Annotated in this window: 8 protein-coding genes; all 8 read left to right on the top strand. The window is 39.9% G+C overall.

Annotated features, from left to right (window positions below; translation table 11 throughout):
• Positions 1–67: 67 nt before the first annotated feature.
• Entirely contained in the window at positions 68–2653 is a 2586-nt protein-coding gene (locus IPJ09_08690; protein MBK7371505.1) for a T9SS type A sorting domain-containing protein, read from the top strand.
• A 290-nt stretch (positions 2654–2943) separates the two neighbouring features.
• Positions 2944–5082: a gliding motility-associated C-terminal domain-containing protein gene (locus IPJ09_08685; GenBank protein ID MBK7371504.1), complete on the top strand. Its 2139-nt coding sequence runs from the start codon at positions 2944–2946 to the stop codon at positions 5080–5082.
• 39 nt (positions 5083–5121) lie between these two features.
• Positions 5122–6042 (top strand): PorP/SprF family type IX secretion system membrane protein, encoded by a 921-nt coding sequence (locus IPJ09_08680; GenBank protein MBK7371503.1) that lies wholly within the window; start codon positions 5122–5124, stop codon positions 6040–6042.
• A gap of 264 nt (positions 6043–6306) precedes the next feature.
• Positions 6307–8610 (top strand): T9SS type A sorting domain-containing protein, encoded by a 2304-nt coding sequence (locus tag IPJ09_08675; protein MBK7371502.1) that lies wholly within the window; start codon positions 6307–6309, stop codon positions 8608–8610.
• Between the two features lie 398 nt (positions 8611–9008).
• Positions 9009–12512 (top strand): hypothetical protein, encoded by a 3504-nt coding sequence (locus tag IPJ09_08670; protein ID MBK7371501.1) that lies wholly within the window; start codon positions 9009–9011, stop codon positions 12510–12512.
• A 160-nt stretch (positions 12513–12672) separates the two neighbouring features.
• A complete protein-coding gene (locus IPJ09_08665; protein ID MBK7371500.1) occupies positions 12673–15879 on the top strand; it encodes a hypothetical protein in 3207 nt (1068 codons plus the stop codon).
• A gap of 114 nt (positions 15880–15993) precedes the next feature.
• Positions 15994–20382 carry an HYR domain-containing protein gene (locus IPJ09_08660; protein ID MBK7371499.1) on the top strand — a complete coding sequence of 1463 codons (4389 nt, stop codon included), beginning with the start codon at positions 15994–15996 and terminating at the stop codon, positions 20380–20382.
• A 507-nt stretch (positions 20383–20889) separates the two neighbouring features.
• Complete coding sequence (locus IPJ09_08655) at positions 20890–25248, top strand: T9SS type A sorting domain-containing protein (protein ID MBK7371498.1); 4359 nt, start codon at positions 20890–20892, stop codon at positions 25246–25248.
• Positions 25249–25387 lie beyond the last annotated feature (139 nt).

Raw genomic sequence — 25387 nt, 5'->3', positions numbered from 1 at the left:
CGGACCTGTACATCAGGATGAGCATGGTGGAGATGTAGATCCTTGTAACAGTGCTTACGGAGAAAGCATGTCTGATATCGCTGATTTCAAAAACAGAAACAGAGGTAATGCATGGACACCGATCTACTGCCATACCTGGTTAGTATTAGATATAAATGACAGAGCAGGCAAAGTAAATCCAAAAGATTACTTCTGGAAGCCTGACTTCCAAAGTGCTGGACCTCAACCATTAGCTACTGGTACTCAGTTTAGAATCTGGGACAATTGCTGGATAGGAACTCCAACAGTTGAAGACAAAGAATACATCGACAATTGTGGAAATGGTTGGATCAGCCGTACCTGGACAGTTGGTGACAAGTGTGATAATTCAAAAGTATCTTGTACGCAGAAGATTTATACCAAGCACAGATCAGACTTTGAAGTTATGTTCCCAGAGGATGTAACGGTAGCATGTGAAGCTGATGCAGCTTTCAGCCCGGATGTAACCGGCAGACCGATGGTGATGGATGATGAGTGCGAATTAGTAGGTGTTAATTACGAAGATGTTCGTTATGACATTATACCAGACGCATGTTACAAAATCATTCGTACCTGGAAGTTGATTGACTGGTGTAAATACGATCCAAACGTACATGACAGGGATGCAGATGTGATCATAGATGACAGATTTGTAGCAGGTGCTGACAGATATTGTGTATATCGAAAATTGAAAGATGACGGTGATGGTTTTATAACCTATACTCAGATCATCAAAGTTATCGATACCATACCTCCTTCAGTGACTTGCAAAGACACTTTGTTCTGTTACTATGGTGGATATGCAGGCGCAGGAGCTGAACCAGATCCAATGTGTACTGTACCTACTTATACAAGTCCTGATTTCGCAGCTACAGACAATTGTACTCCAGCTAATTTGATCTCTTTCCGTTGGGAATTAGATTTAAACTATACCAGTACAAAATCTATAGATAAGAAGAGCGGACCAAATATGAAGAGATTCGTATCCAGCGATCTTACTCCAGGTAAACACAAACTGTATGTAATTGCTGAAGACAATTGCGGAAAAGAAGATACAGCATCATGTATCATTGAAGTAAAAGATTGCAAAAAACCTACACCATATTGTTACAATGGCATCGCAACAGTGATCATGCCTAGCAATGGTTCAGTAGTAGTATGGGCGACAGACCTGAATGCAGGTAGTTATGACAACTGTACTAAGAAAGCAGATCTTACATACACATTTGCGAGTGCCACAGGCGCAGCGAGTGATACCTTCACTTGTGCAGATGTACCAAATGGTGTAAGTGCTACTGTAGAAGTAGACATTTATGTAACAGACAAAGCAGGCAACAGTGATTTCTGTAGAACCTACTTATTAATCCAGGATGGCAATGGCAATATTTGTCAAGATCAGGCAGGTGTAGCAGCAGTCATCGGAGGTAAAGTAGCCACCGAAAGCACAGAGCCGGTAGAGAATGTAATCTTAGAAAGCAAAACAACAAGCAATGCAATCCCTGCATTCAAAACTGATTCAAAAGGAACTTATTCATTCAGTGGCTTGCCAATGAAAGGTGACTACAGCATCACTCCAAAGAGAGATGACGATCCAACCAATGGAGTAAGTACGATTGACTTAGTATTGATCCAGAAGCATATCTTAGGAGTACAACCATTGAACAGCGCATACAAAGTGATTGCAGCCGATGTAGATCGTAGCAATGATGTAAGTGCAGTAGACCTGGTAGAATTGCGTAAACTGATTCTTACAGTATATGACAAACTGCCAAACAATACATCATGGAGATTTGTACCTAAGACTTATAACTTCAGCAATATCACTACTCCATGGGGCTTCCCAGAGAAGATTGATATCAATGGATTGAGCAAAGATGAATTGAGCCGTGACTTCGTAGGTGTAAAAATCGGAGATGTCAACGGAACAGTGACTCCACACAGTCTATTGGGAGCAGAAGCTCGTGAAGCAGGTGCATCGTTGAAATTCAGAACATCAGATCGTCAGATGAAAGCAGGAGAAGAAGCAGTGATAGAATTCACAGCAGAAAACTTCAGCAATATCGAAGGATATCAGTTCAGCATGGCAGTAAGAGGTCTTGAATTAAAATCAATCAACAGTGGAATACTTAAAGTCAGCGAAAGCAACTTTGGTATGACTAAGTTGGGCGAAGGTTATGTGACTACTTCATGGAATGACAGCAAGGGAATCAGCGCAGGAAGCAATGATATCTTGTTCAGCATCAAAGTAAAAGCTACCAAAGCATTGACCTTAAGCGAGAGTTTGATTATCAATTCTAAATACACCAGAGCAGAAGCTTATAATGGAGCTGGCAGCTTAGGAGTAGCATTAGAAGTAGGTAAGAATTCAGTAGCAGGTTATGCTTTACATCAGAATACACCTAACCCATTCAAAGCAACTACAGTGATAAGCTATGAATTAGCAAAAGCTGACAAAGTGACTTTGAAGATCACAGATGTAACTGGTAAAGTAGTAAGAGTATATACTCAGGACGGTGTAAAAGGCTTCAATCAGAAGACTGTAAACCGCAATGAGGTAGGTGGAGCTGGTGTAATGTATTACACTATCGAAACTAAAGATTATAGCGCTACTAAGAAAATGATCTTAGTAGACTAAATGAAAGACCATTAGTATCTTAAGAAAGATTTTAATTTTCTAATATAAAGAGTCCTCAGGCTAGTCCTGAGGACTCTTTTTTTATAATAAAGTACTAATTTTAAAAATTGGAACGATTTTGGCAGTACGTTTAGTAAGATTTGGGTTAAAACCAACGAATTAACTCAAAATCAATGCGTTATTAACAATTAAAATCAGGCTGAAATCGTTATTTGTCAGGTGTCTGTAAAGCAATTACCTTTGCGGCCATTCGATAATTATAATCAATCAAGTGTTTAAAATTCTAATCCATGAATTTATTTAGAACCCTCTTTTTATGCCTACTTGTTTCATTGGTTGCTTTCATCAATGTTTCTGAAAGTTATGCCCAATGTAGTGCAAAATTTACTGCCTCCACGGAAGGCGGTAAAACCAATGAAATCGTTACGGTTAAAATTACCGTTGAAAATTTTACAGATATCGGAGGTGTTCAATGGACTATGCGTTGGGACCCAGCAGTTTTAGAATATGTGAGTCTCCAGGATTTTGACCTTCCGGAATTGACTCAAAGCGCATTTAATGTTACCAAAGTTGCTCAGGGATATATTACTACTTCTTGGTACAACCAACAAGGGGTTACCAAAAGTAATGGGACCGTAATCTTTACGATCAAATTTAAACTGGTCGGTGCGGATGGCAAATCAAGTAATATTGATTTCTCAAACAGTCCACTTCAGATTGAAATATCTGACAAAAATGCCCAAAAGTGTACCAATGCGGTGCTTACAGGTGGTAAAGTCAATATCGGAACTGTGATCCAGCCACCGGTAGGACTCACTATGAAGGTAGGATCCGGCGCAGTTGACAAAGATCAGGAAATTTGCGTACCAGTGACCGTGACAGGTTTTAAAAGCATTACCGCAATGCAGTTTTCATTGGGTTGGGATACTTCTAAAATTAAATTTACAAAACTTCAGAATTTTAAAGGTCTTACCAGTTTTGATGCTGGAAACTTCGGATCATCATTGGCACCATTGGGTAAAATGACCTGCGTATGGATAGATCAGAACACTACCGGCCAAACGGTGGCCGATGGACAAGCCATTTTTGAAATTTGTTATAAATATACAGGGGCATGTCCGGGTTCTGCGTCTATAAATATTACAGACGATCCCACTAAAGTATTATTCAACTCAAGCACAGGCGCGTTGACAGCAACCAAAGAATCTGGTACCTTGACAGCCAGTTGTTCGTCTCAGTTAGGCGTGACTGTTTCTAAAATTACACATCCTTGCCCAGGGCAAACCAATGGTGCGATCGAAATAACTACCACTGGAGGTACAGGAACTTTGACTTACGCGTGGACAAATAGCACTATTGCAAAGAATCCTGCTAACCTGGCAGCTGGATCTTATAACGTAACGGTAACTGATGGTGGGGGCAAAACGGCGACCTTGGGATCTCCTGTAGTCCTCTCAGCTTTGGCTGCTACCTCTCAAGGTACTGACCCAACTGCAGGTCAAAGCAATGGAGCGATCGTCTTGACAGTGACCGGAGGCAATCCCACACTCACCTATTTATGGAGCAATAATGCTACGACTAAAGATATAAACAACCTGGCTGCAGGATCTTATACTTATACCATCACAGATGGTAATAACTGTAAATTGACAGGTTCTGTCACGATTGGTAGTGTGGCTTTGGACATCACTAATATCACTCCAGTTAGCCCACCATGTGCCGGTCTGGCAGGAGGGTCTATCAATATCTCTGCTGTGGGTGGTACAGCACCTTATACTTTTGCTTGGACTGGTCCAGGAGGTTTTGCAGCCACATCAAAAGATATAACGGGCCTGAAGGCAGGTACTTATAAAGTGACTGTGAAAGATGCAGTAAATGCTACAAAGACCTCTGCGGATATCATACTGACAGAGTCCGGAACAGCTCTGACTATCAGCGCTAGAGTTAAGCAGCCAACTAAAGCTGGCAGTGACGGTGAAATTTCAATCACTCCTGCAGGGGGCACACCACCAATATCCTATCAGTGGAATGATGGCAGTACCAGTGGCAGTAGAACTTTTTTGAACTCAGGTACCTATTCTGTGGTAGCTAGAGACTCCAAGGGATGCAGTGTATCCCAGTCCTTTAACTTACAACCTACGGATGGAATCTGTTATACCTCTGCCAGAGTATTTACGCCTAATGGAGATGGATTCAATGAATTATTTGTCATCAACTGTGCAGGGAATATATCCAATCAACTGCTTATCTACAATCGTTGGAATCAGCTCGTGTATAGCACCAATAATTATCAAAACGATTGGAATGGAGTAGATAAAAATGGGTTCTTGCTGCCGGATGGTACCTATTATTGGATACTAAAGGATACCAGTGGCCAATCAAATTCCCTGTATAAAGGATATGTAACCTTAATTCGCACACTTAATTAATTTTTGATATACTCTATAATTATTCAATAAACCTTACCCATGAAAAAAGTTTTACTTTCCTTAATAATAATGATTTCTATAGGGATCAGTATTCATGCGCAAGATGAGGCAGTATATTCTCAGTATATATTTCATCCGATATTGGTCAATCCGGCTTATGCAGGGTTTAAGCAACAGCACGAGTTGATCTTTAATTTTAAAAATGCTTATGCCTCTTTTCCAGGTTCCCCTAAGACTTATACCTTGAGTTTTGATGGACCAGTCGCCCCTAAATTGGGCTTTGTGGGTCAGATATACAATGACATAGCTGGAGACTTGAGTAAGTTTAAAGCTCAGGCTGGTTTGGCTTATTTGTTTGATATGGGATCGGTCAAGATGAACGCAGGTCTGGCAGCGCAATTTTATAGAATGCAATTAGCGAATGGGGCAGTACTTGATCCACTGGTAGTGTCGCCTGATCCATTACTTCAAGCAGCTGCAGATGGTCTTAATTTTTTTAGTACTACGCTTGGAATATATGGGGAGCAAAACGAAAAATTTAAATTTGGGGTTTCTATCGTGGACCTGGCTAGAACTCGTATAGATCAGATACAAACTACCACCAGTGACAATGGTTTTTTCAAATATTTTAATGCATGGGTAGGATATAAATTTGATGTGCAGAATTATAATTTTACCGTAGAGCCTTCCATCATGATCAAGAGATTGAGGAATGTGCCTTTTCAAACTGATCTCAATGTAAAAATGTCTTTCTTAGAAGAACAATTATATGGTGGTGTGTCTTATTCCATCGGTGGATTTAGCAAAACCACTTTTCTGTTGGGAGCCAGAATCAATAAATTTAAATTGTTTTATTCTTATGATATAGCCTTAGAAGAATTTCAAAAATATAATAATGGAGCGCACGAATTGTCTCTATCCTTCGACATCCCATCTAACCTAAAAGGGTCTGCCAAATAAGATCATTAATACAAAAGTTAACTTAAAAAATAAAGCTCGGAGATTTTTCGGGCTTTTTTGTTTTTAGCCGTATTGATATTACAATGTACTGATATATCTAAGTGATCGGATATCATGAGTTAATAGATCATTTAATTAAATATTGATTTTATAATAGTGTAACCCAAATTTTTAACTTAAAATCTATTACCGCACAGTTTTCCTTTACTTACTTTTATGTTCCCCCCAAAAGATAAAAGTTTGTGTTTATTGAAAGCCGTCGCTATGAAAAAATGGATTACACTCGTGGTTGGAATCATATTGTTTGGTATGAGTTCTAATGCATATGCTTCTTTGGAGATATTTTGCCCAAAGGACAAAGACATTACTTACCAAACTTATCAAGCCGGTAATTATTGGGATAAGCCTTCAGTCTGGGGACCGCATACTTTGTATGGACCCTGGATCAAACCTAATCTAAATTGTGGTGCTGGTTATGTAGAGATTAAGTGGGAGATAGTGGATCATTATGCCAGATCTTATTACTGCACGCAGACCATATGGGTCACTAACCACTATGGCTCTGCTCCCATATCTGTTTGGTGCCCAAAAGAAGAATGGATCTATTGTGATCAACTAGATTATATCAAGTACAATAAACCTGAAGTCTCTGGTTCTAATTATTGGATCTATGGACCATATGTGTCTAAGTCTTTAAATGATTGTGGTATTGGAAGCGTTTGGGTAGAGTGGAAAGTTGTCGATGGTTGTGGTAAAACGACTATTTGTAAAAGTGTGATCTGGGTCAAAGCGAGAGGGGGCTATCCCAATATCTGGTGGCCTAAAGACTTTGAAGCGGATGCTTGTGTTGGTAGTACCGACCCTAAATATCTCAGTTATCCATATGGTTATCCTGACATCTCAAGCAAGAATAGTTGTAGCCATTATGGTATTAGTTATAAAGACGAAGAATATACTTTTCCCAACGATCCGGGTATCTGTAGAAAAATAGCCAGGCGATGGAGTGTAATTGATTGGTGTACTTATAATCCGAATGCATACGGCTATCAGACAGAGGGTCGCTGGGAGCATGTTCAGTTAATCAAACTAGTTAGTAAATCTAAACCATCCATCACTTGCACGCCAGAGGTTAAGGTAGGTCAGGAACTTTATGGTAAGACCGCATGGGTAGATGTACCGGTTCCTACAGCAACCTCTTCTTGCAATGGAAAATCTGTGATTTCGCACAATTCTAAATATGCGACTAATCCGTATTCTGCTGATGCCAGTGGTCAATATCCGATTGGCACTACTGAAGTAATATTTTCTGTCAAAGATGGCTGCGCTAATTATTCAACTTGCACTACCAAAGTCATCGTATTAGACAAAACGGCACCAACTCCCTATTGCCTGGGCACCTTAGTAGCGGGCATAGGCTGGCATTCAGATGGCATATATACTGTGATAGATCCTAAAAAATTTGACGCTGGGTCTTATGACAATTGCACACCGAAAGAAAAACTCAAGTTTACTGCAGTACCCTCAAGATATACTTGTGATAGTATCGGAATAAAAACCTTAAAGATTTGGGTAGAAGATGAAGCAGGCAATAAAGATTATTGTACAGTGAAGTTAAATCTTCAAGACAACTCAGGGATGTGCCCTAAGCCGGTAGCTCCGCCAGCACCACCTGCACCGCCTGTGGCGGCCCATGATTCTCTATTAATAGCAGGTTTTTTGTGGAATATGTATGAAGCACCTTTAGACAGTGTGATGATGACACTCGCTGACTCAGCCAAATCAAAATCTCTGATGGTCAATGGTCAATATAAATTCCAACAGTTGAAAAAGGACATTGACTATTCAGTATCCGCCTATAAAAGCAAAGGTTTCTTTGATGGGGTGACAGATGAAGATTATGATCTGTTGGTAAATTATATTCAAGGAGACGATTCCTTATTTAGCCCTTATCAGCTGATTGCTGCAGATATAGATGGCAATGATACAGTGGATATGGATGATGCTTTTTTGCTCGGTTATTATTTACTCACCAAAGGGCAAAATAATTTAGGAAGCCAGCCAGCGTGGAGATTTTTCCCTAAAAGTTTTAATCTGGCTTCTTTGGATATACTCGGTAAAAATATTAGTTCAGTGCCGGATTTTATAAAACTTAGAAAATTGGATTCTATTTGTATTGATGCAGATTTCATTGGAGTAAAAATCGGCGATATCAATCTGAGCTTATTTGATACTTCAAAATTGACATCTACCATACCCAAATTGGAAGCAAGGGATAATAAGCAGCCTATAGCCAGGGTATCTAATTCCATTGATGGCAGAGTGAAGGTATATCCAAATCCGTTTAGAGAAAATCTGACCATATTATATCATAGTGAACAACACACCGAGATCAATGTCACCTGGTATGATATAAGTGGTAAAAGCTTCAATACCCAAAAAGTTATGGTCAATAAAGGAATCAATCAACTAAAGGTAGAAAAAGGAGTTTTCAGATATCCAGGTATATATTTTTATAATATCAAGGATCAATTCAACAATTTCTCTGGTAAAGTGCATCTTTTAGATTAATACAAGCGCTATTTATTTGCCTGTATTCTTGCGAATAAGCGTATAAATTATTGTTAATAAGTTAGTTACACTTATTCATTATTAATAATATGTTAAATATATATTAATAAAATACCACTTTAAAGGTATATCAAGCCCTTACATATTACATATTTTTGTAATGTTTATTTGATGTAAATACAATTATATATAAATTACACTTTATTGTAATTTGTTTGCAAAGAATAAAGTCCCATCCCAAAATTTTGATTTTCCACCGACTGGAATGCTATAAAAATTCTTTGTGGAATTTGATTTAGCCCCGTACCAGAATATCAAACAAGCAGTATACAGATAAGTCAATACGTAAGTATTTGACTGACAGTTATTTATTGCATTTAATCAAAAAATAGTTTGATATGAAACAATTATTTCTTTATGGGCTGAAAATGACAGGATTGATACTAGTAACTTCAATCTGCCTGGCACATCCGCTTTTTGCTGCATGCCCTCCGCAGACAAGTTATCCGCTTCCCTGCAATACAGATACTTCTTTAATACCCAAGCCTGTGATTGGTGATTTGGTTTGTTTTGGGCCGGTGACTTCTGTGTCTAAAGTGTTACCAGTGAGGATAGTGATGACTCCAGGTACCGCATGTGATTCTGCTTGTTTTTCAAAAGAATTCAGGCAGTGGACCGTAAAGAGGATGGGACTGGCAGATACATTTTTTCTGGATACCATTTGCTTTATTAAGATCACTATGGCTGATGTCATTTGTCCTCGTGACACTATAATATATTGTATCACTGGTGCCACGCTCGATACTACAACAGCTATTTTGGGATCACCTTTAAAAAACCAGGGTATACCGTGTAATATTTTGCAACCTGCTCCGATAGTGACTTTATGGGCATCTGGATCTAAAGGATGTTTTAAGTTTTCCCGTGAGTGGAAGCTAATAGATTGGTGTACTTCTCCCGCCGTTATGATGACATGTACTCAGACTATTGAAGTCAGAGATACTGTAGCTCCAACTATTATTTCTCCGGGGCCATTACCAGATGTTAGCGTTTCAGGTACACATTGCCAGGCATCCGCTACCTTGCCTGCTGTTGTCGTCACTGATAATTGTTCCACAGCAGCTCAAATATCGGTGTCTGTTGAAGTTGCTGGCATTACCATTAATACCAATGGGGGACGGATTGATAATATCCCTCTGGGGACTCATACTGTCACGTATACTGCATCTGATGGTTGTGGCAATAATAAATCTGTGACTACCGAGTTGGAAATCTATGATGGTCAGGCTCCATTGGCTTTTTGCAAAGGGCCAAAAATAATTCAAATACCTGCATTAGGTATGGTCAGCCTTCCTTCCACTGCATTTGATGATGGAAGTAATGATTATTGTGGTCCTGTCTCCATCAAGGTACGCAGAATGACGAATACACCTCCCTGTACGATAGGGACTCCATCTCTTTATCCAAATCCATTTAACCGATTTGCAGATGAAGTGAAGTTTTGTTGTAGTGACGCTGGTCAAGAGGTCATGGTCATTATGAGGGTCTATCAGGGAATAGTACCCTGGGGAGTTGTAAGCCTCGATCAATACACTGACTTACCTTATACAGATTGTATGACCTCTGTGAAGGTTCTGGACAAAGTAGGTCCTACTATCACCTGTCCTGCTGGTGTGGAGATTGATTGTCGTCAATTAGGAGCCAAAAGAGTCAAGAGTTTGACTGATTATGGTACAGCCACGATCCAGGATATGTGTCTCGATACAGTATGGATAGATAGTATCTCTATGCTTGGTCAATGCCTGGTTGGAGACCTTATCAGGAAAATAAATGCAAAAGATAAAGCGGGCAATGTATCCAGTTGTGAGCAAATCATCAAAGTGGTCAACAATGATCCATTCGACCCATATGATACGGCCGATTTTGAATGGCCCAGAGATACTACCTTCTTTATATGTGCAGCCGTGACTACTCCAAGTGTGACAGGTATGCCTAAAATAAAAGACCTGGGATGTTCGAAAGTTGCCTTCGATTTTGTAGATGAAATATATCAATTCGCTCCCGGGGCTTGCAAAAAAATACTTCGTAAATGGTCTGTCGTCGACTGGTGCCAGGTAGAACCGACGGTACCAAAATCAGGCAGGTGGGTCAGAACGCAAGCGATCGTGGTCATGGACACCATCAAACCTGTCATCACCGTACCTGCCAATTTTACGGTTAATAACGGCAATGACGCCTGTGCACCCATCCTGGTCAATGTACCAGTACCTAGTGCCACTGATTGTACACCTACAGCTGATCTTGAATGGACATATGTACTGGATTTATTCAGCGATGGTCTCCAACTGATAAATGGTGCAGGTAAAAATGCCAGCCAAATGATGCCCAATGGCATCCATACCCTGGAGTTCAGAGTGAGTGATAAGTGTGGAAATGTGTCCAGCGGTAAAACAATCATCACTGTAAAGGATTCTAAAAAACCAACCCCTGTCGCAATGAATGGTCTGGCAACAGATCTTTCATTGATGAATGGTACCGCAATGGCCAGAGTATTTGCCAGTTATTATTTTTTGCAAGGTAGCGCTTCCGACAATTGTACCCCATTTAATAAATTGAAATTTTCTTACAGCACCAATACGAATGATACAGTGCGAATATATACCTGCGATAGCATCGGTACCAGGGCAGTCAGACTTTGGGTCACAGATGAAGCAGGCAACCAGGATGTTGTAGCTACCTATATATTGATTCAAAACAATATGGGAGCCTGTACCAATCCTGCACCTACGCCCAGCTTAAGGACAGTCGGAATCGAAGGAAAAATTATTACTGAGACGGGCAAGGATATAGATCTGGTCCATTTGAAGATCATGCAGGATAATGTAGCCTTGCCAGACCCCTATATAGCCCCTGGCAAGTATTCAGCCAATGGTTTATTGATAGGTCAGTCTTATGAAATCATTCCTAAAAAGGATATCAATCCGCTAAATGGTGTGAGTACCGTAGACCTCATCATGATGCAAAAACATATCCTGGGCATCACTCCTTTATCTACAGCCTATAAGATGATAGCCGCTGATATTGATCGCAGTGGTGATATCAATGGGATCGATTTGCTTGAACTGCGAAAACTCATCTTAGGTATCGATAAGAATTTTTCTAATAATGAGTCCTGGAGATTCATAGATGCTACTCATCAATTTACGAATGTATCTAGTACTTTACAGGACAAATTTGGCGAGACCTATAATATTCAGGAGTTGGAGCGTCCGATGGAAATAAATTTTATCGGGGTTAAAGTAGGTGATGTCAATGGTTCGAGCCTCAGCAATGAATTGAATAACCTTGAAGGCAGAGAAAATGTCACCCCATTCCAACTAAGTTTTAGCGATAAAAATTTTGTGACTGGCGAGGTGATCAGAGTAGATGTCTCAGCTAAGAATGAAAGCCAGGTCTATGGACTGCAAATGAGTTTAAATCATCCGGGCCTGGAATATATGGGTATTGAATCCAAATTGTTAGGTGATGATGTCATCGCCACTCACACAGATCACCACCAATTGAAAATAAGTATTGCCAACAATGATCCGATGAGATTGGATCCGAAGATGACATGGTATACTCTGGTGTTCAAGGCAACTCAGGCTGGTAGTTTAATTGAATCTATATCACTCAATACGAAAAGTGATATGTCGTCAGAGTTATATGACAGTCAATTGAACAGTCATCCGATCAATCTTCAATGGACAGATAATGCATCCATTCCTACTTTAAAATTGACTCAAAACCAACCCAATCCATTTAATAATGAGACCATCGTGAGCTATTATTTGCCTCACGACACCAAAGTATCCTTGAAGATATTTGATCTCAACAGCCGATTGCTTTTGAACAAAAAATAAATGCTGTAGGGGGCAAAAACAATTGGACGATCACCAGCCAAATCTTCAAAACCAGTGGAATATATTACTACAGAGTGGAGTCACTCTACGGAACCGGTACCAATAAAATGATCTTACTGCAATAAGTCTATTGCTCCTATTCACTATCAAAAAAATAAAAATGAATCCAGAAAGAATCATTTTCAAGGTAAAGCAATACGCCAAAAGTATTCTATTTAAAAGTATATGCTTAAGCATTGGTTTATTTTCAATGTTTGTTGCAAATGCTGCTAGTACTCCAAATACGACTAACTATTATTCAATCGGAAACTGGTCTCCTTCTTATTTGACCAAGCAAGCATTCAGTGGCATGATTTGTCTTGAAAGTTGTCAATTGTCTCTGGATGCTACGGGTAAAGTAAAAGTGACCCCAGGCATGATTCTGAAGCAGCCTCATGGACCGGAAGCCAATTACACCACAATAGTAGTTGGTAAAAATACAGATACGATTACTTGCCAATCTATTGGTCAAAGAATAAAAGTTCAAGTCACTGAAAATGCGACCAATAACGCATGTTGGACCTTTGTCATGGTCGAAGATAAATTGCCACCATCCGTGATGTGCCGCGATACAACCTTGCTTTGTACAGGTATGTTAAGTGATTTGGACAGCATAGCCGGCTTGGTGGTCATTGGCGATAATTGTACGCCTTATGAATATTTAAAGATTTCGCACATTGATCAGATTGTGCAGAAAGATTGTTCCAATGACACTTTTTCAACAGTTACTCGCAAATGGACGGTATTAGATCCTTGGGGAAGGGCTGGATATTGCACACAAAAAATCAACCTGCTTAGACCAGCAAAGGCCGACATCGTATTCCCCTCAGATACCACGATCTATTGTCCGGTTACCAGTACTTCGCCGGCAGACCTGGGACAGCCGACTATCGGTGGGTTAGCCTTGGGTAAGTTTTGTGGCTGGATTGTAGACCATAAAGATTTGGAGTATAATAAATGTGGTATCACAAAGAAAATACTCAGGACCTGGAGTTTATTCGATTGTTGTGCTTTGTCGGACACGACCGTAATGCAATATATCATTATCTCCGATACTGCCAGACCTACGATTGTTTGTCGGGCAGCGGATACCGTCTCTACCTCATTCGGCCAATGTGAATCTTTTTTTCATGTTAGACCAGTTGATTCAGCGGCCGACGCTTGTCATCCAACCAATCTATTGACCACATTAGTCCAGGTAGATCATGGTTTTTTGACAGTACCAGGAGCAGATATTTTATTACCTGTAGGTACTCATATTTTGACTTATGAAGTCTCAGACCCCTGTGGTAATAAATCTAGTTGTAATACTTCTGTCACGGTCAAAGACAGACAACCTCCTACCTTATTATGCATTGACAGTATGCAGCTTGTTGTACCGGATGACAATTTGACCATTAGTGCTGCAAATTTTTCATCTATCCAACCCTATGACAATTGCGGACTGCTCAATGTATTGATTCGGAGAGAGACCACCAGGTGTGGGAACCCTACTGATGTGACCTCGTACAAAAATGAAGTCAGCATATGCTGCGCCGATATCAATCATACTTTTAATTTGGTATTTCTGGCTACCGATATTTATGGTAATCAGGATTCATGTAAAGTAAGGATTATGGTGGGGGATAAAACTGCTCCCAGGTTGGATTGTGCACAAGACGATACCTTATTATGTACTAGTGCCAGACCAGTTTGGCACAATCCCAAAGTCGGATTGTTAGATAATTGTGTCGATAGCGTAAAAATTAAAATAGATACTTTGCTAAATAGCATAAATCTATGCGGTATTGGGCAAATTAGAAGAAGAATCATAGCTACGGACCTGGCAAATAATAAGGATACCTGTTTTCAACAAATCACGATTTTCGCCACGGACACACTTACCGCAGATGATATTGTTTTGCCTCATGATACGATAAAAATAGTAGGCTGCTCATTGGATTCCTTGTTACCTGGTAAGACCAGTTATGTTCCTCCTGTTGTAGATATTGATCCAAATGGATGCAACAAGATCTTCATCACTTATGTCGATACATTTAGAAGCACTGCCGGCACCAGCAGATGTAGAATCACTAAAAGGACTTGGCGAGTTGGAGATTCCTGTTTCAGCCTGACACCTGTCCGAGTATTTTCCCAAATTATTATCCAGGATACTACTGCTTTTGCTCCTTTGGTCGGAACCATTGCCGGCCAGGTGCTCAACTATATTCAACAACCGATCGAAGCTGTTCAAGTTGAAGGTCAAAATCAAAAAGCAGAGATGATTTTTCATCAAATGACTGATCGAAATGGTACGTTTCAGGAAAATCAGGGATTAAACATCACGAGCGTCCACTTGGACAAAAAAGAATCTAATTTGCTCAATGGCATCAGTACGTTGGATCTATTGCAAATACAAAGACATATCTCCGGCACCAGTCGATTTGAATCTGTTTTGCAGGAATATGCTGCAGACATTGATAAAAATGGAGATATCAACATATTCGATTTGATCCTTCTCAGGAAAATTATACTAGGCCTGACTGAAGGTGAAACCCATTTGCCCTGGGTATTCACTACCCCAGCTGTCTTAAACACCATGCAGGCAGGACGCGAAGTGCCCAATGCTTATTCCTGGCCGGATAACAAGGATCAAAAGTTAGAGTTTGTAGGATTTAGAATGGGTGATGTAAATCATGATGCTATAGTAAAGGCTTCAATTAATCTCGAAAGCCGAAACTATACCGCCGACGATCTTTTAATCAATAATTCTAAAGAAGGCATGACGGTTTCGATGAATGCAACCCGGTCAATAAATGGCCTTCAGCTCAGCCTGGTATCCCTTGATGGTTGGACTGGTGCGAGCATCGCATCTGATGCATTACGTGATTTAAAATATTCCATTATTGGACATGAACTCAGAATCTCCTGGGTCACTACACAACCCATAACAATAGCAGATCATACAGCATTATTCACAATTAAGGGGTCCCATCCAAAAACAGTAAAACAAGGCTCATTAATTTCTCAATGGTATGGTGCTGATGATCTGTCTCATCCTATTCAAATAAAGGCGGTCCAGGAAATTGAAGCTTCATCTTCTGTGGTTGTATTCCCTAACCCAGTCAGAGATTATCTCAATATTAAGTTAGAAGCAGCTTCAAACGACCCTGTAAGGTGGAGACTTGTCAATCAAATGGGATCCACTGTGCGCGTAGGCTCAGGTCATGTGAAGCCAGGTGAGGAAATCAAAGTACAAACCGACAGATTGGGCATAGGCATCTATTACCTCGAAGTTTTATACGGAAAAAATACGATGACCAGGCATATCATTTCGAAAGTGGAGTAAAAAAAAGTAACTCAGATGTATACAAATTAAAATTATTTGTAATATATTCGCATTATGATTTTGTATTATATATAAATGATTGATAATTTTTGGGAATAAAATAAATTCAAAACAATGAAAACTACCTCTTCCTCCTTTAATCTTTTTCATCGGTCGATGATGATATTGATTATGGCCATTTTAATTCAGGTACAAACGAACGTACTGGCGATGTCGATTTCGCCAAATAATTTTTACAGTTCAAATCCTGAGTTATGGATAGCTCAGATGGACGAACCCTGTTATGCAGATAAGACTCCTCCAGGGGTACGATTGTATAAAGTGGTTGAACTCAACTGCACGCAGGTCACTGAAAAGCCCTGGAGTGATTTTATTTCGATTTGGGATAATTGCACTTCGACAAGTTCTCTGGAGGTCACTTATAAAGATTCGGTAGATCAAAATTGCAATGGTCTTGGGATCTTGATATTTAGAAAATGGAGTGTAGTAGACAGAGCAGGCAATAAGACTATTGTAGTACAAGAATTATATACAAACCGCGTCCAACTTAAAAACATTGAGTTTCCTGCGTCTGTACATGTTTATTGTCCTGCCAATTTGGATCTTTCAGAGGAAGCTGCAGGGGCACCTACATATTTAGGGGAGCCGGTAGATCATTTTTGTGGATTGACAGTTGATTTTAAAGATTTTACAAATGTATTGTGTGGCAATTCGATCCATATCCGCAGACATTGGACGGTCACTGATTGCTGTAATTTATATGCCAAAAATTATGACCAGGACATATATTATCACGATACCACCAGGCCGGTGATCACTTGTCCGGCACCAATCACTTATGGCACCAACGTAAAAGAATGTTATTCACATCAGCTCATTCCTGGTATCACTGCTACGGATAATTGTAATCCCTTACAGCTGACTACTACGGTTATGGTAGATGGGGCAGGAGCATACGTACCAGGACAGAAAATCATATTATCTATTGGTAATCATACATTTAAGTATACAGTAGCTGATGGATGTGGCAATGCATCCACCTGTACATTGCCTGTCACTGTTATAGATGGCCAGGGACCTTTGCTTAGTTGTTCACCCATCGAAGTCTGCCTGCTGACAGACTCCATTCGCGTTGGGCCCAATGGATTTGTTTATGAGTATTGGGACGATTGTTCTGGTCTGTCGACAGTGGGTCTGAAAATCAGAAAACTGGAAGATTTGTGTGGCAGCCCGTTCGATGACCTGGTTTTCAAGGACAGTGTGACTATTTGTTGCGCCGGAGGCAACAGCATTGTATTGGTGGAAATTGAGGCCAAGGACCTTGCCGGCAATGTCAGCCGTTGTATTACAGAGGTCGAAGTGACCAGCAAATTGCCTTTAATCATAGAATGTCAGGATACAGTAAGATTGAGTTGCGGAACTCCGGTTCCTAATACCCCTCCCAACATAAATTACTGTGGGGCATTTAGTGTAATCAGTAAAACTGTATTCGACAACAGGAATGGAGCTGGTCAGGGCACACTCATCAAAAGGTATATCGTCACTACCGGAACAGGGTTAGTTGACTCATGTCAGACAGTATTCATCATTGGCATTGGTGCGAACGCATTTGGCGCCGATGATGTCACTTGTCCTGATGCAAATGTAAATGTCATAGGATGTAACTTTCCGGATCTGAATTCAATCCCCGGAATCATACTAAAAGATACTGCACGCCCTTGTGCACAAGTCTCTGTCAATTTAATATTGGATACTTTCTCCAATCTTGGTACTCCATGTCTCAGAATAAGAAGAACCTGGACGATAACAGATGCATTACAACCTGGATTTGTGGTCAACTGTGTTCAAAATATAAATATTATTGATACGGTCAAGCCTGTTCTATCTGGGGTGAGAGATACTACGGTATATGCCGGAGTCACCTGTAATGCTACGGTGGATCTGCCAAAACTTGTAGCTACGGACTGTGATCCCAATGTAGTGATCACCAATTCTTTAAATGCTCAAGGAGCAGACATAGGTCCAGTAGTTTTCCCCAGGGGCATGACCACCATCAAATACAAAGCTGTTGATAAATGTGGCAATCAAGACTCTTTATCTATCAAAGTGACCGTCATTGATACTGCCGGATTTAAAATTATCTGTCAAAATGATACGATAGTAGCTTGCGGTGCTACCTTTACTCCGCGCGCTGCAGAAGTGATTGCTTCCTGTACACAGATAGCTACCAATATACTTCAGTCTGATACCATACGCAATAAATGTTCGATTGCCAAAATCAATTTTAAGAGAATCGTTACTGATACTTCCGGTAGAAAGGACTCCTGTACTTTTATGGTGACTTTCAGAGCTGCAGATACGCTCTTATGTAATCAGATCACCTGGCCAAATGATACTACTTTAACCACCTGTGGTAAAAGTATTCATCCGGATAGTCTCAATTCAAAACCAGTGATCACCTTTATTCAAAGTAATTGCGCACGAATCACCACGACCTTCCAGGACACTACCCTGGCGGTGATAGGAGTTGGCGGATGTACTAGTACCACCAGACGGGTTTGGACTATACAGGATACATGTTCTATTCCTCCGCAGGTATGTCGGGATACACAGATCATAAGTGTGATAGATAATACTGCACCGGTTCTAACCGTACCAAAGGATACATGCGTATATCTCAAATTTCAAACTAGCTGCGATACCCTGCTTAGTTTTCTAGGAAGTGCCACCGCAACAGACTGCAATGCTGGTGTGACTATTAAAAATGTAATCTTGGGTAGGACAGATACTGCAGGAGCATCCCTGGTGCGCAGATATGGTCTCGGGGTCACCAATGTATTGGTTATTGCCCGCGATATATGTGGTAATACAGCAAAGGATACTGTAGTCATCACCGTCAAAGACACAATTAAGCCTAGTGCGGCTTGTAAAAAAAGTAATAATTATCTCAACGATCAGGGTTTCGTCAGGATTCATGCGAGGCAGTTTGACGGAGGAAGTGTGGACAATTGTACAGCACCTGCATCCTTAAGGTTTTCATGGACTAAAAACATAGCGGATACCATATTAGAAGTCAATTGTACTCAATTAAAAATCTTGCGAGCAGGTGGTGATTTGTTATTGGACAGTGTCAAAGTTTTTCCTTTTGAAAGGAATTTTATCCTTTGGGTGACGGACGCCAGTGGCAATCAGGATACCTGTGTCGGCAATAGATTCCTGGCCTTTTTCGACACACTCAATGTATGTGGTAAGAATGCTATTAGAAATACTGCAGCCCTGGAAGGAAAAGTGACTATGATAAACGGTAAATCGATACCTAACGTAATATTATCTGCTATCGGAGAAGAGCAATATCAAAAACAGACCGGAAAAGCGGGTGATTTTGCTTTTGACAATATGTTACCTGGTTTATATAAAATATTCCCCTATAAAAATGATGACCCTACTTTAGGTGTGAGTACCTCAGATCTCATTGCGATCCAAAAACACATTTTAGGGATCGAGCGGTTTGAGCGGATGGACCAATTTGTGGCAGGAGATGTCAATAAAGACGATGATATCACCAGCATAGATTTGATTGAATTAAGAAAATTGATACTTGGTATTTATACTCAGTTTCCTCAAAACACCTCCTGGAGGTTTTTTGATAAAACTTTGATGGCCAGGACCACGGACCATCTTGCTATGGCCGAATTTGAAAATCCATACATAGAGGCTGTCGAAAAACAAAAAAGTGAGCAAAACTTTACAGGAATTAAGATTGGGGATGTAAACCAAAGTGCTGCACCACAACTGGATAATCTTCAAAGTAGAAACAGAAGTGCCAAAGAGGTTACTATTCCAGATGTCCTGGTGAAAGCCGGCAACCTGGTAGAGGTGCCTTTTAGTTTGGACATTACAGGATTGTATGGCTTGCAAGCAAGTATTGAATTTAAGGGTATGCAAATAGTAGGAATCAATTACAACCAGGCTCTGATCGATAACACTTCAAGCATCAATGACAGGATGTTTGAAAAAGGAATCATCAATATATCCTGGATAAAACCTTATGCTGATGTACGCAGTGGGTCTCAAAGATTGATTTCAATTTACCTGCGGCCAAAGGAAAATGGAAAATTGTCTGAATTCATCAACTTTAAAAATACGGGACTTACAGCTGAAGCTTATAGTCAGGACAGAACAGTGTATGACCTAATATTCAAATTCTTGCCTGCAGAGGCTCATCAAGGTAGTAATCTCTCAAGAGCCATAGTGATGCAAAACTCACCAAATCCATTCACATATTCAACTATGATTAGCTATACTTTGCCTGCTGCTGGTAAGGTAAGATGGTCAGTGACGGACATGACCGGGCGATTAATACAGGTATGGGAAAATGCATTGGATAAAGGTGATTATCAAGTGACTTTGGATAAAAATCAATTAAAATCTTCAGGTATCTATTACTATAAACTAGAGTATAATGGATATGCGGAAGTCCGTAAGATGATCCTTCTGGAATAAGTATAAGAATTTCATTGTTTTATTTCCGACCCTGTCCGAATCTTTTCGGGCAGGGTTTTTTGCATTATATATACTTTATTCATTATTTGTAATATTATTTCAATCAGTATTTAACATATTATAAAAGAATGCACATTGTATTAGTCTATTATACAATTTAATAGATATTATATAATAATGTAATATTAAAAATACCATTTACAGGGTAGTCAATGTTTATACCACTAAAATATATTTGTGACATATTATTATATAGTATAATATGATAATATGTGATAAGCAGAGAATGAGAATGTAGTAGATAATAGAATAAGTTAATATTTAACTTTCCCTATTATGCACAATTTGTCTCTTTAAAGCCTGGACAATGAACCTCCTGAGTAGATGATTAAGTAACGATAGGACCTTTTTTTATGTAGCTCCCCATTTGCTAGATAAAACGATGTACCAAAAGGGCTGCAAAGGCATCCCATCCCAATTTAATTTATAAACTAAAACTAAAGTCTCATGGAGAAAACTCAACGCACTGATGCAGCAAGCAAAGCGAGATACTGCAAAAACTGTGTACTGCTAATGCTGGTATTTTTCGCTGGCTTATTCCAGGCGAAGGGCCAATGCCCGATGGTCTGTACCAATGTTAATTTATCGCTAGATACTATTGCAGGAGGTCAAACGATGATGGTCCCTGAAAATATCCTGACTAATCCTGCTTCATGTCCCGGAGGTAGCTATGTCGTATCCATGTATGACCCATATGGCAATCAAATTGGTAATATGATCAATTGCAATTGGGTCGGTTATACGCTCATTGCAAAAGTGACTGATACGATATCTAATAATAGTTGTTGGTCGAAAGTCAAAATTGAAGATAAATCTGGACCAAACTTAAATTGTGTCAAGGACACCATTTCTTGTCTCCAATTGGATGGTTATAGCCAGGGATTGGATCGTTTCCCATTTGGGGTAGCGAGTGACAATTGTGGAGTAAGTGCTCCCGTATCTATCTCTGTAGTTTGTACTGAATATCCTTGTACTAATACAGCATTTGTAGCCTTGTGTCAACGTACTGTGATTGCAACAGATAGATGGGGCCTGACAAGTACTTGTGTTGATAGTCTTTGGATAGCCAGAGATACCATTAGCAATTTAGTAGGACCAAGAGATACTATGCTCAACTGTCATATCGCTGACACCATTGCTAAAGATGCCAAAGGCAATCCAATACCGCAAAGAGTTGGAGTCCCTACTATTAAGGGAAATCCAGTTTGGCCTAACTATAGTGTCTGTAAAATAATCAGCAGGTATGACGATTTGGTCTATCCGATTTGTGGTAAAAGCCGCAAAATCAGGCGCCAGTGGACTGTCACGGATTGGTGTACCAAAAAAGATACCGTGGTATTGCAATGGATCAAAATTATGGATACCACACCTCCGACACTCGTAGTGCCTATTGCTCCCATTACTGCATCGGCAGGTGCTCATGATTGTAACACCTCTATAAAACTTACAAAGCCAATAGCCTCCGATTGTTCTGGCATTGAAGCCATAAATTATTCTGTGACTTATTTTGGATCCAAAGGAGGAGCATTTCCTACTGTTGTAAGTGGCACCTTTAATGGTAACACCGCAGTGATTACACTTCCATCTGGAGTGCATAACATACATTATTTTATCCTTGATTCTTGTGGGCTTTCCAGAGAATCTATACAGGAGGTGACGGTCATTGACGCTATCCCCCCGACCCCTGTATGCATCGAAAATACGGCCACTACCCTGGACCCAGCACAATGCTGGGCCAGAGTCTATGCAGAAGATCTGAACAAAGGGAGTCATGACAATTGTTGTAGTGTCTTATACTTTGCTGCGGTGGAGATGGATACGCTTACTAAATACCAAACTTTATTAATTAATAAAATTAAATCTAAGTATGGCGAATCAGTCTACAACAGCAAAAGGAGCTTTTTTGATTTGTTAGTAGATAAGTATATTAATTGTACTTATTTCAATGAATATGTTGATTTGGGGACCTGCGGAAGGCTCCAGGTAGTGCTTAGAGTCTATGAAGCATGTAATGTACCATTGTATGATCCACATGTCAATGGGGATTCTCGTCAAAGTCATTATTGTAAAGCAGCCTATGGTAGTGAGCTCGGCTATGTCACAGAATTTGTAAAGGCATTGATGAGTAAGGTTCCTGCTAATCCTGGGGACTATAGTTTTGGCCTGGCTCCGAAGAACTACAATGATTGTATGGTATGGATCAATGTGGCCGACAAACAAGCACCTACCTGTGCTGTGGCCCCTGTCAAGAATGCTTACTGTGATGGCACACCTTATATCGCTAATCTTGCACTTTGGTCATTTAATCATAACACATCATTGTTAAATTGTCCGGGAGCAAATGGTATCTATGATACTGCTTATTTAAACTTGGACAAATGGTATGTAGGTTCGAAAATAGATCCCTACTCCCAATTTGATGTACCTGTGTTTAAAGACAATTGTGGTTCAGTAACGGTTACTTCTTCCACTTCAGGGTCAGTAAATAATTGTGGCGCTGGTACCCTTAACAGAACCTGGACGGGTACCGATCAGTGTGGACAATTATCCACCTCATGCTCTCAAAAACTACAAATGATCCATCGTTCGGATTTTGAAGTATTATTTCCAAAAGATATAGAGACTGATTGTATACAAAATCTTGCTCAGTTTAATCATCCTACTGGTGACAATTATCCAAAGATATTTGATGATGAATGTGAACAGGTAGGTATTTCTTTCCAAGACACCAGGTATGAGATTGCTACAGATGCTTGTTATAAGATTATTCGTACCTGGAAACTGATCGACTGGTGTGTGTACGACCCCAATCAGCACAATCGGGAGCTCGATTATATCGTGGATACATCAGCAGGATATAGAGCGGTAATGGATGCCAATCACAGCCGTTACTGCAATTATCGATGGTTGAAAGATAATGGAGACGGCTACATTATCTACACACAGGTGATCAAAGTGATAAATAAAAAAGCACCAACGATCACTAAAGTAGACAGCATCATCACCTGTGCCAGCGATCCACTGACATGTTTTGGTCACGTAAATCTAAAGATGAATGGTAGTGATGATTGTACAAGTGCTGCTGAATTAAAGTGGACTATACTGGTAGATTTTGATAATAATGGCACTGTAGATAAAGTACAGGATGTCACAGGATCTATGGCTACTCTAAACACCGATATCCAAACAGGTACCCATAAGATCACCTTTATATTGAAAGATTTGTGCGGCAATGAAACGAGAAAGGAGAATATAGTGAATGTCACTTTGTGCAAAAAACCTACTCCATATTTGTTGAATGGCCTTGCAGCAGATCTTATGCCAAGCACCAAATCTTTAGTCATCTGGGCAAAAGACTTTGATGCGGGCAGCTCTGCTGGATGCGGACAAAAAATCGCAACCTTTTCATTCTCTAGTGATACCACTAAAAAATCCATCACCTTCACTTGTGATAGTTTGGGGCAGCGATTTGTCAATGTTTGGGTCACTGACACTTATGGCAACCAGGATTTCGCACGTACTTATATCCTGATCCAGGACAATAACCACGCTTGTACCGGAGGTACACAAGCGTTGGTGGCTAACATCAAAGGGTTGGTAAAAACTGAAGAAAAATTGGATATCGAAAAAGTCCAGGTTTCTTTGGAAGGCAGTAATGCCCTTCCTTCCATCACTCAGACTGACGGTGCCTTTGCATTCAGCAATATGCAATTAGGAGGTTCGTATAAAGTGATGCCTAAAAAGAATATCAACCCAATGAATGGCGTATCTACTTTAGATCTTTTATTAATTCAAAAGCATATACTCGGTGTACAACCCATCACTTCTCCATACAGGTTGATTGCTGCTGATATCAATAAATCAAATGATATTTCTTCCATCGATCTGGTAGAACTGAGAAAATTAATTCTGGGAGTATATGAAAATTTCCCTGGAAATGATTCATGGAGATTTGTTCCTTCCGACTTTACTTTCAAGACCTCCAACCCATTTGATGCAAGTTTTCCTGAATCAAGTACGATAGATAGATTTACAAAAGATGCTTCTGTCAATTTTGTAGGTATCAAAGTAGGCGATGTCAATGGTTCAGTCACACCCAATCAATTGATGGGAGCTGAAGTTAGGTCTCCTGGGAAAGAAATGGTTTTCTCTACTCGAGAACAATCGTTTAAAGCAAATCAATTTATTGAAGTGCCGTTTTATGCAAGCTCAAAAGAACAAATACTAGGCTATCAGCTTACTATATCATTTGATCCGCATACAATGGAGTTAGTAAATATTACACCCAATATCGCTGATTTAAGCCTTGTTAATTTTGGAACTCAAAAGCTAAGTCAAGGTATCGTCACGACGAGTTATAATTCTATCAGGCCTTTGACTACTGACGGCATAGCTCTATTCACCTTGAAGTTCAAATCAAAAATGCAAAATCAATTGAGCGAAGTCATTCATCTAAATTCGAAGCTGACTGCAGCAGAAGCCTACAATATTGCTAACGAGGTCATGTCTGTGCGGCTTGATGTAGCAACTGGTATAAAAGAACAGAGTTATACTCTTCTGCAAAACATACCTAATCCATTTAATCAACTTACCAGGATTGGGTTTGTTATGCCAGCGGCTGGACAAGCAATAATCAATGTATTTGATGTGAGTGGTAGATCAGTGCTTACGATCAAAGAAGCCTATCAAAAAGGATACAATGAAGTGGCATTGAAAAGATCGGATTTAAAGTCTGCAGGAGTATATTATTATCAACTCCAGTCAGATGGTTTTAGTGCAACTCGAAAAATGGTGGTGGTAGAGTAGCCATTATTTTTAAAAATATACTGTTTTTGGGATGGGACCCCTCTTTGCCAAAGGGCAAAGGGGGTCTTTTTTGTGCCCTAAAGCCAAGTGAAGATCTTCATACACATTTACATTTTAAAAATGGAGTAATTTTGCATTA

This window comes from Saprospiraceae bacterium (assembly GCA_016709995.1).
Lineage (GTDB): Bacteria > Bacteroidota > Bacteroidia > Chitinophagales > Saprospiraceae > JADJLQ01.
Note: the sequence above shows the minus strand (reverse complement) of the source record. Positions and strands in the feature narration are given on the sequence as shown.

What these genes read in the sequence shown, in the direction of transcription:
- IPJ09_08675 (MBK7371502.1), top strand. Translation starts at nt 6,307, where the DNA reads ATGAAAAAATGGATTACACTCGTGGTTGGAATCATATTGTTTGGTATG.
- IPJ09_08665 (MBK7371500.1), top strand. Translation starts at nt 12,673, where the DNA reads ATGAATCCAGAAAGAATCATTTTCAAGGTAAAGCAATACGCCAAAAGT.
- IPJ09_08670 (MBK7371501.1), top strand. Translation starts at nt 9,009, where the DNA reads ATGAAACAATTATTTCTTTATGGGCTGAAAATGACAGGATTGATACTA.
- IPJ09_08660 (MBK7371499.1), top strand. Translation starts at nt 15,994, where the DNA reads ATGAAAACTACCTCTTCCTCCTTTAATCTTTTTCATCGGTCGATGATG.
- IPJ09_08655 (MBK7371498.1), top strand. Translation starts at nt 20,890, where the DNA reads ATGGAGAAAACTCAACGCACTGATGCAGCAAGCAAAGCGAGATACTGC.
- IPJ09_08685 (MBK7371504.1), top strand. Translation starts at nt 2,944, where the DNA reads ATGAATTTATTTAGAACCCTCTTTTTATGCCTACTTGTTTCATTGGTT.
- IPJ09_08690 (MBK7371505.1), top strand. Translation starts at nt 68, where the DNA reads ATGTCTGATATCGCTGATTTCAAAAACAGAAACAGAGGTAATGCATGG.
- IPJ09_08680 (MBK7371503.1), top strand. Translation starts at nt 5,122, where the DNA reads ATGAAAAAAGTTTTACTTTCCTTAATAATAATGATTTCTATAGGGATC.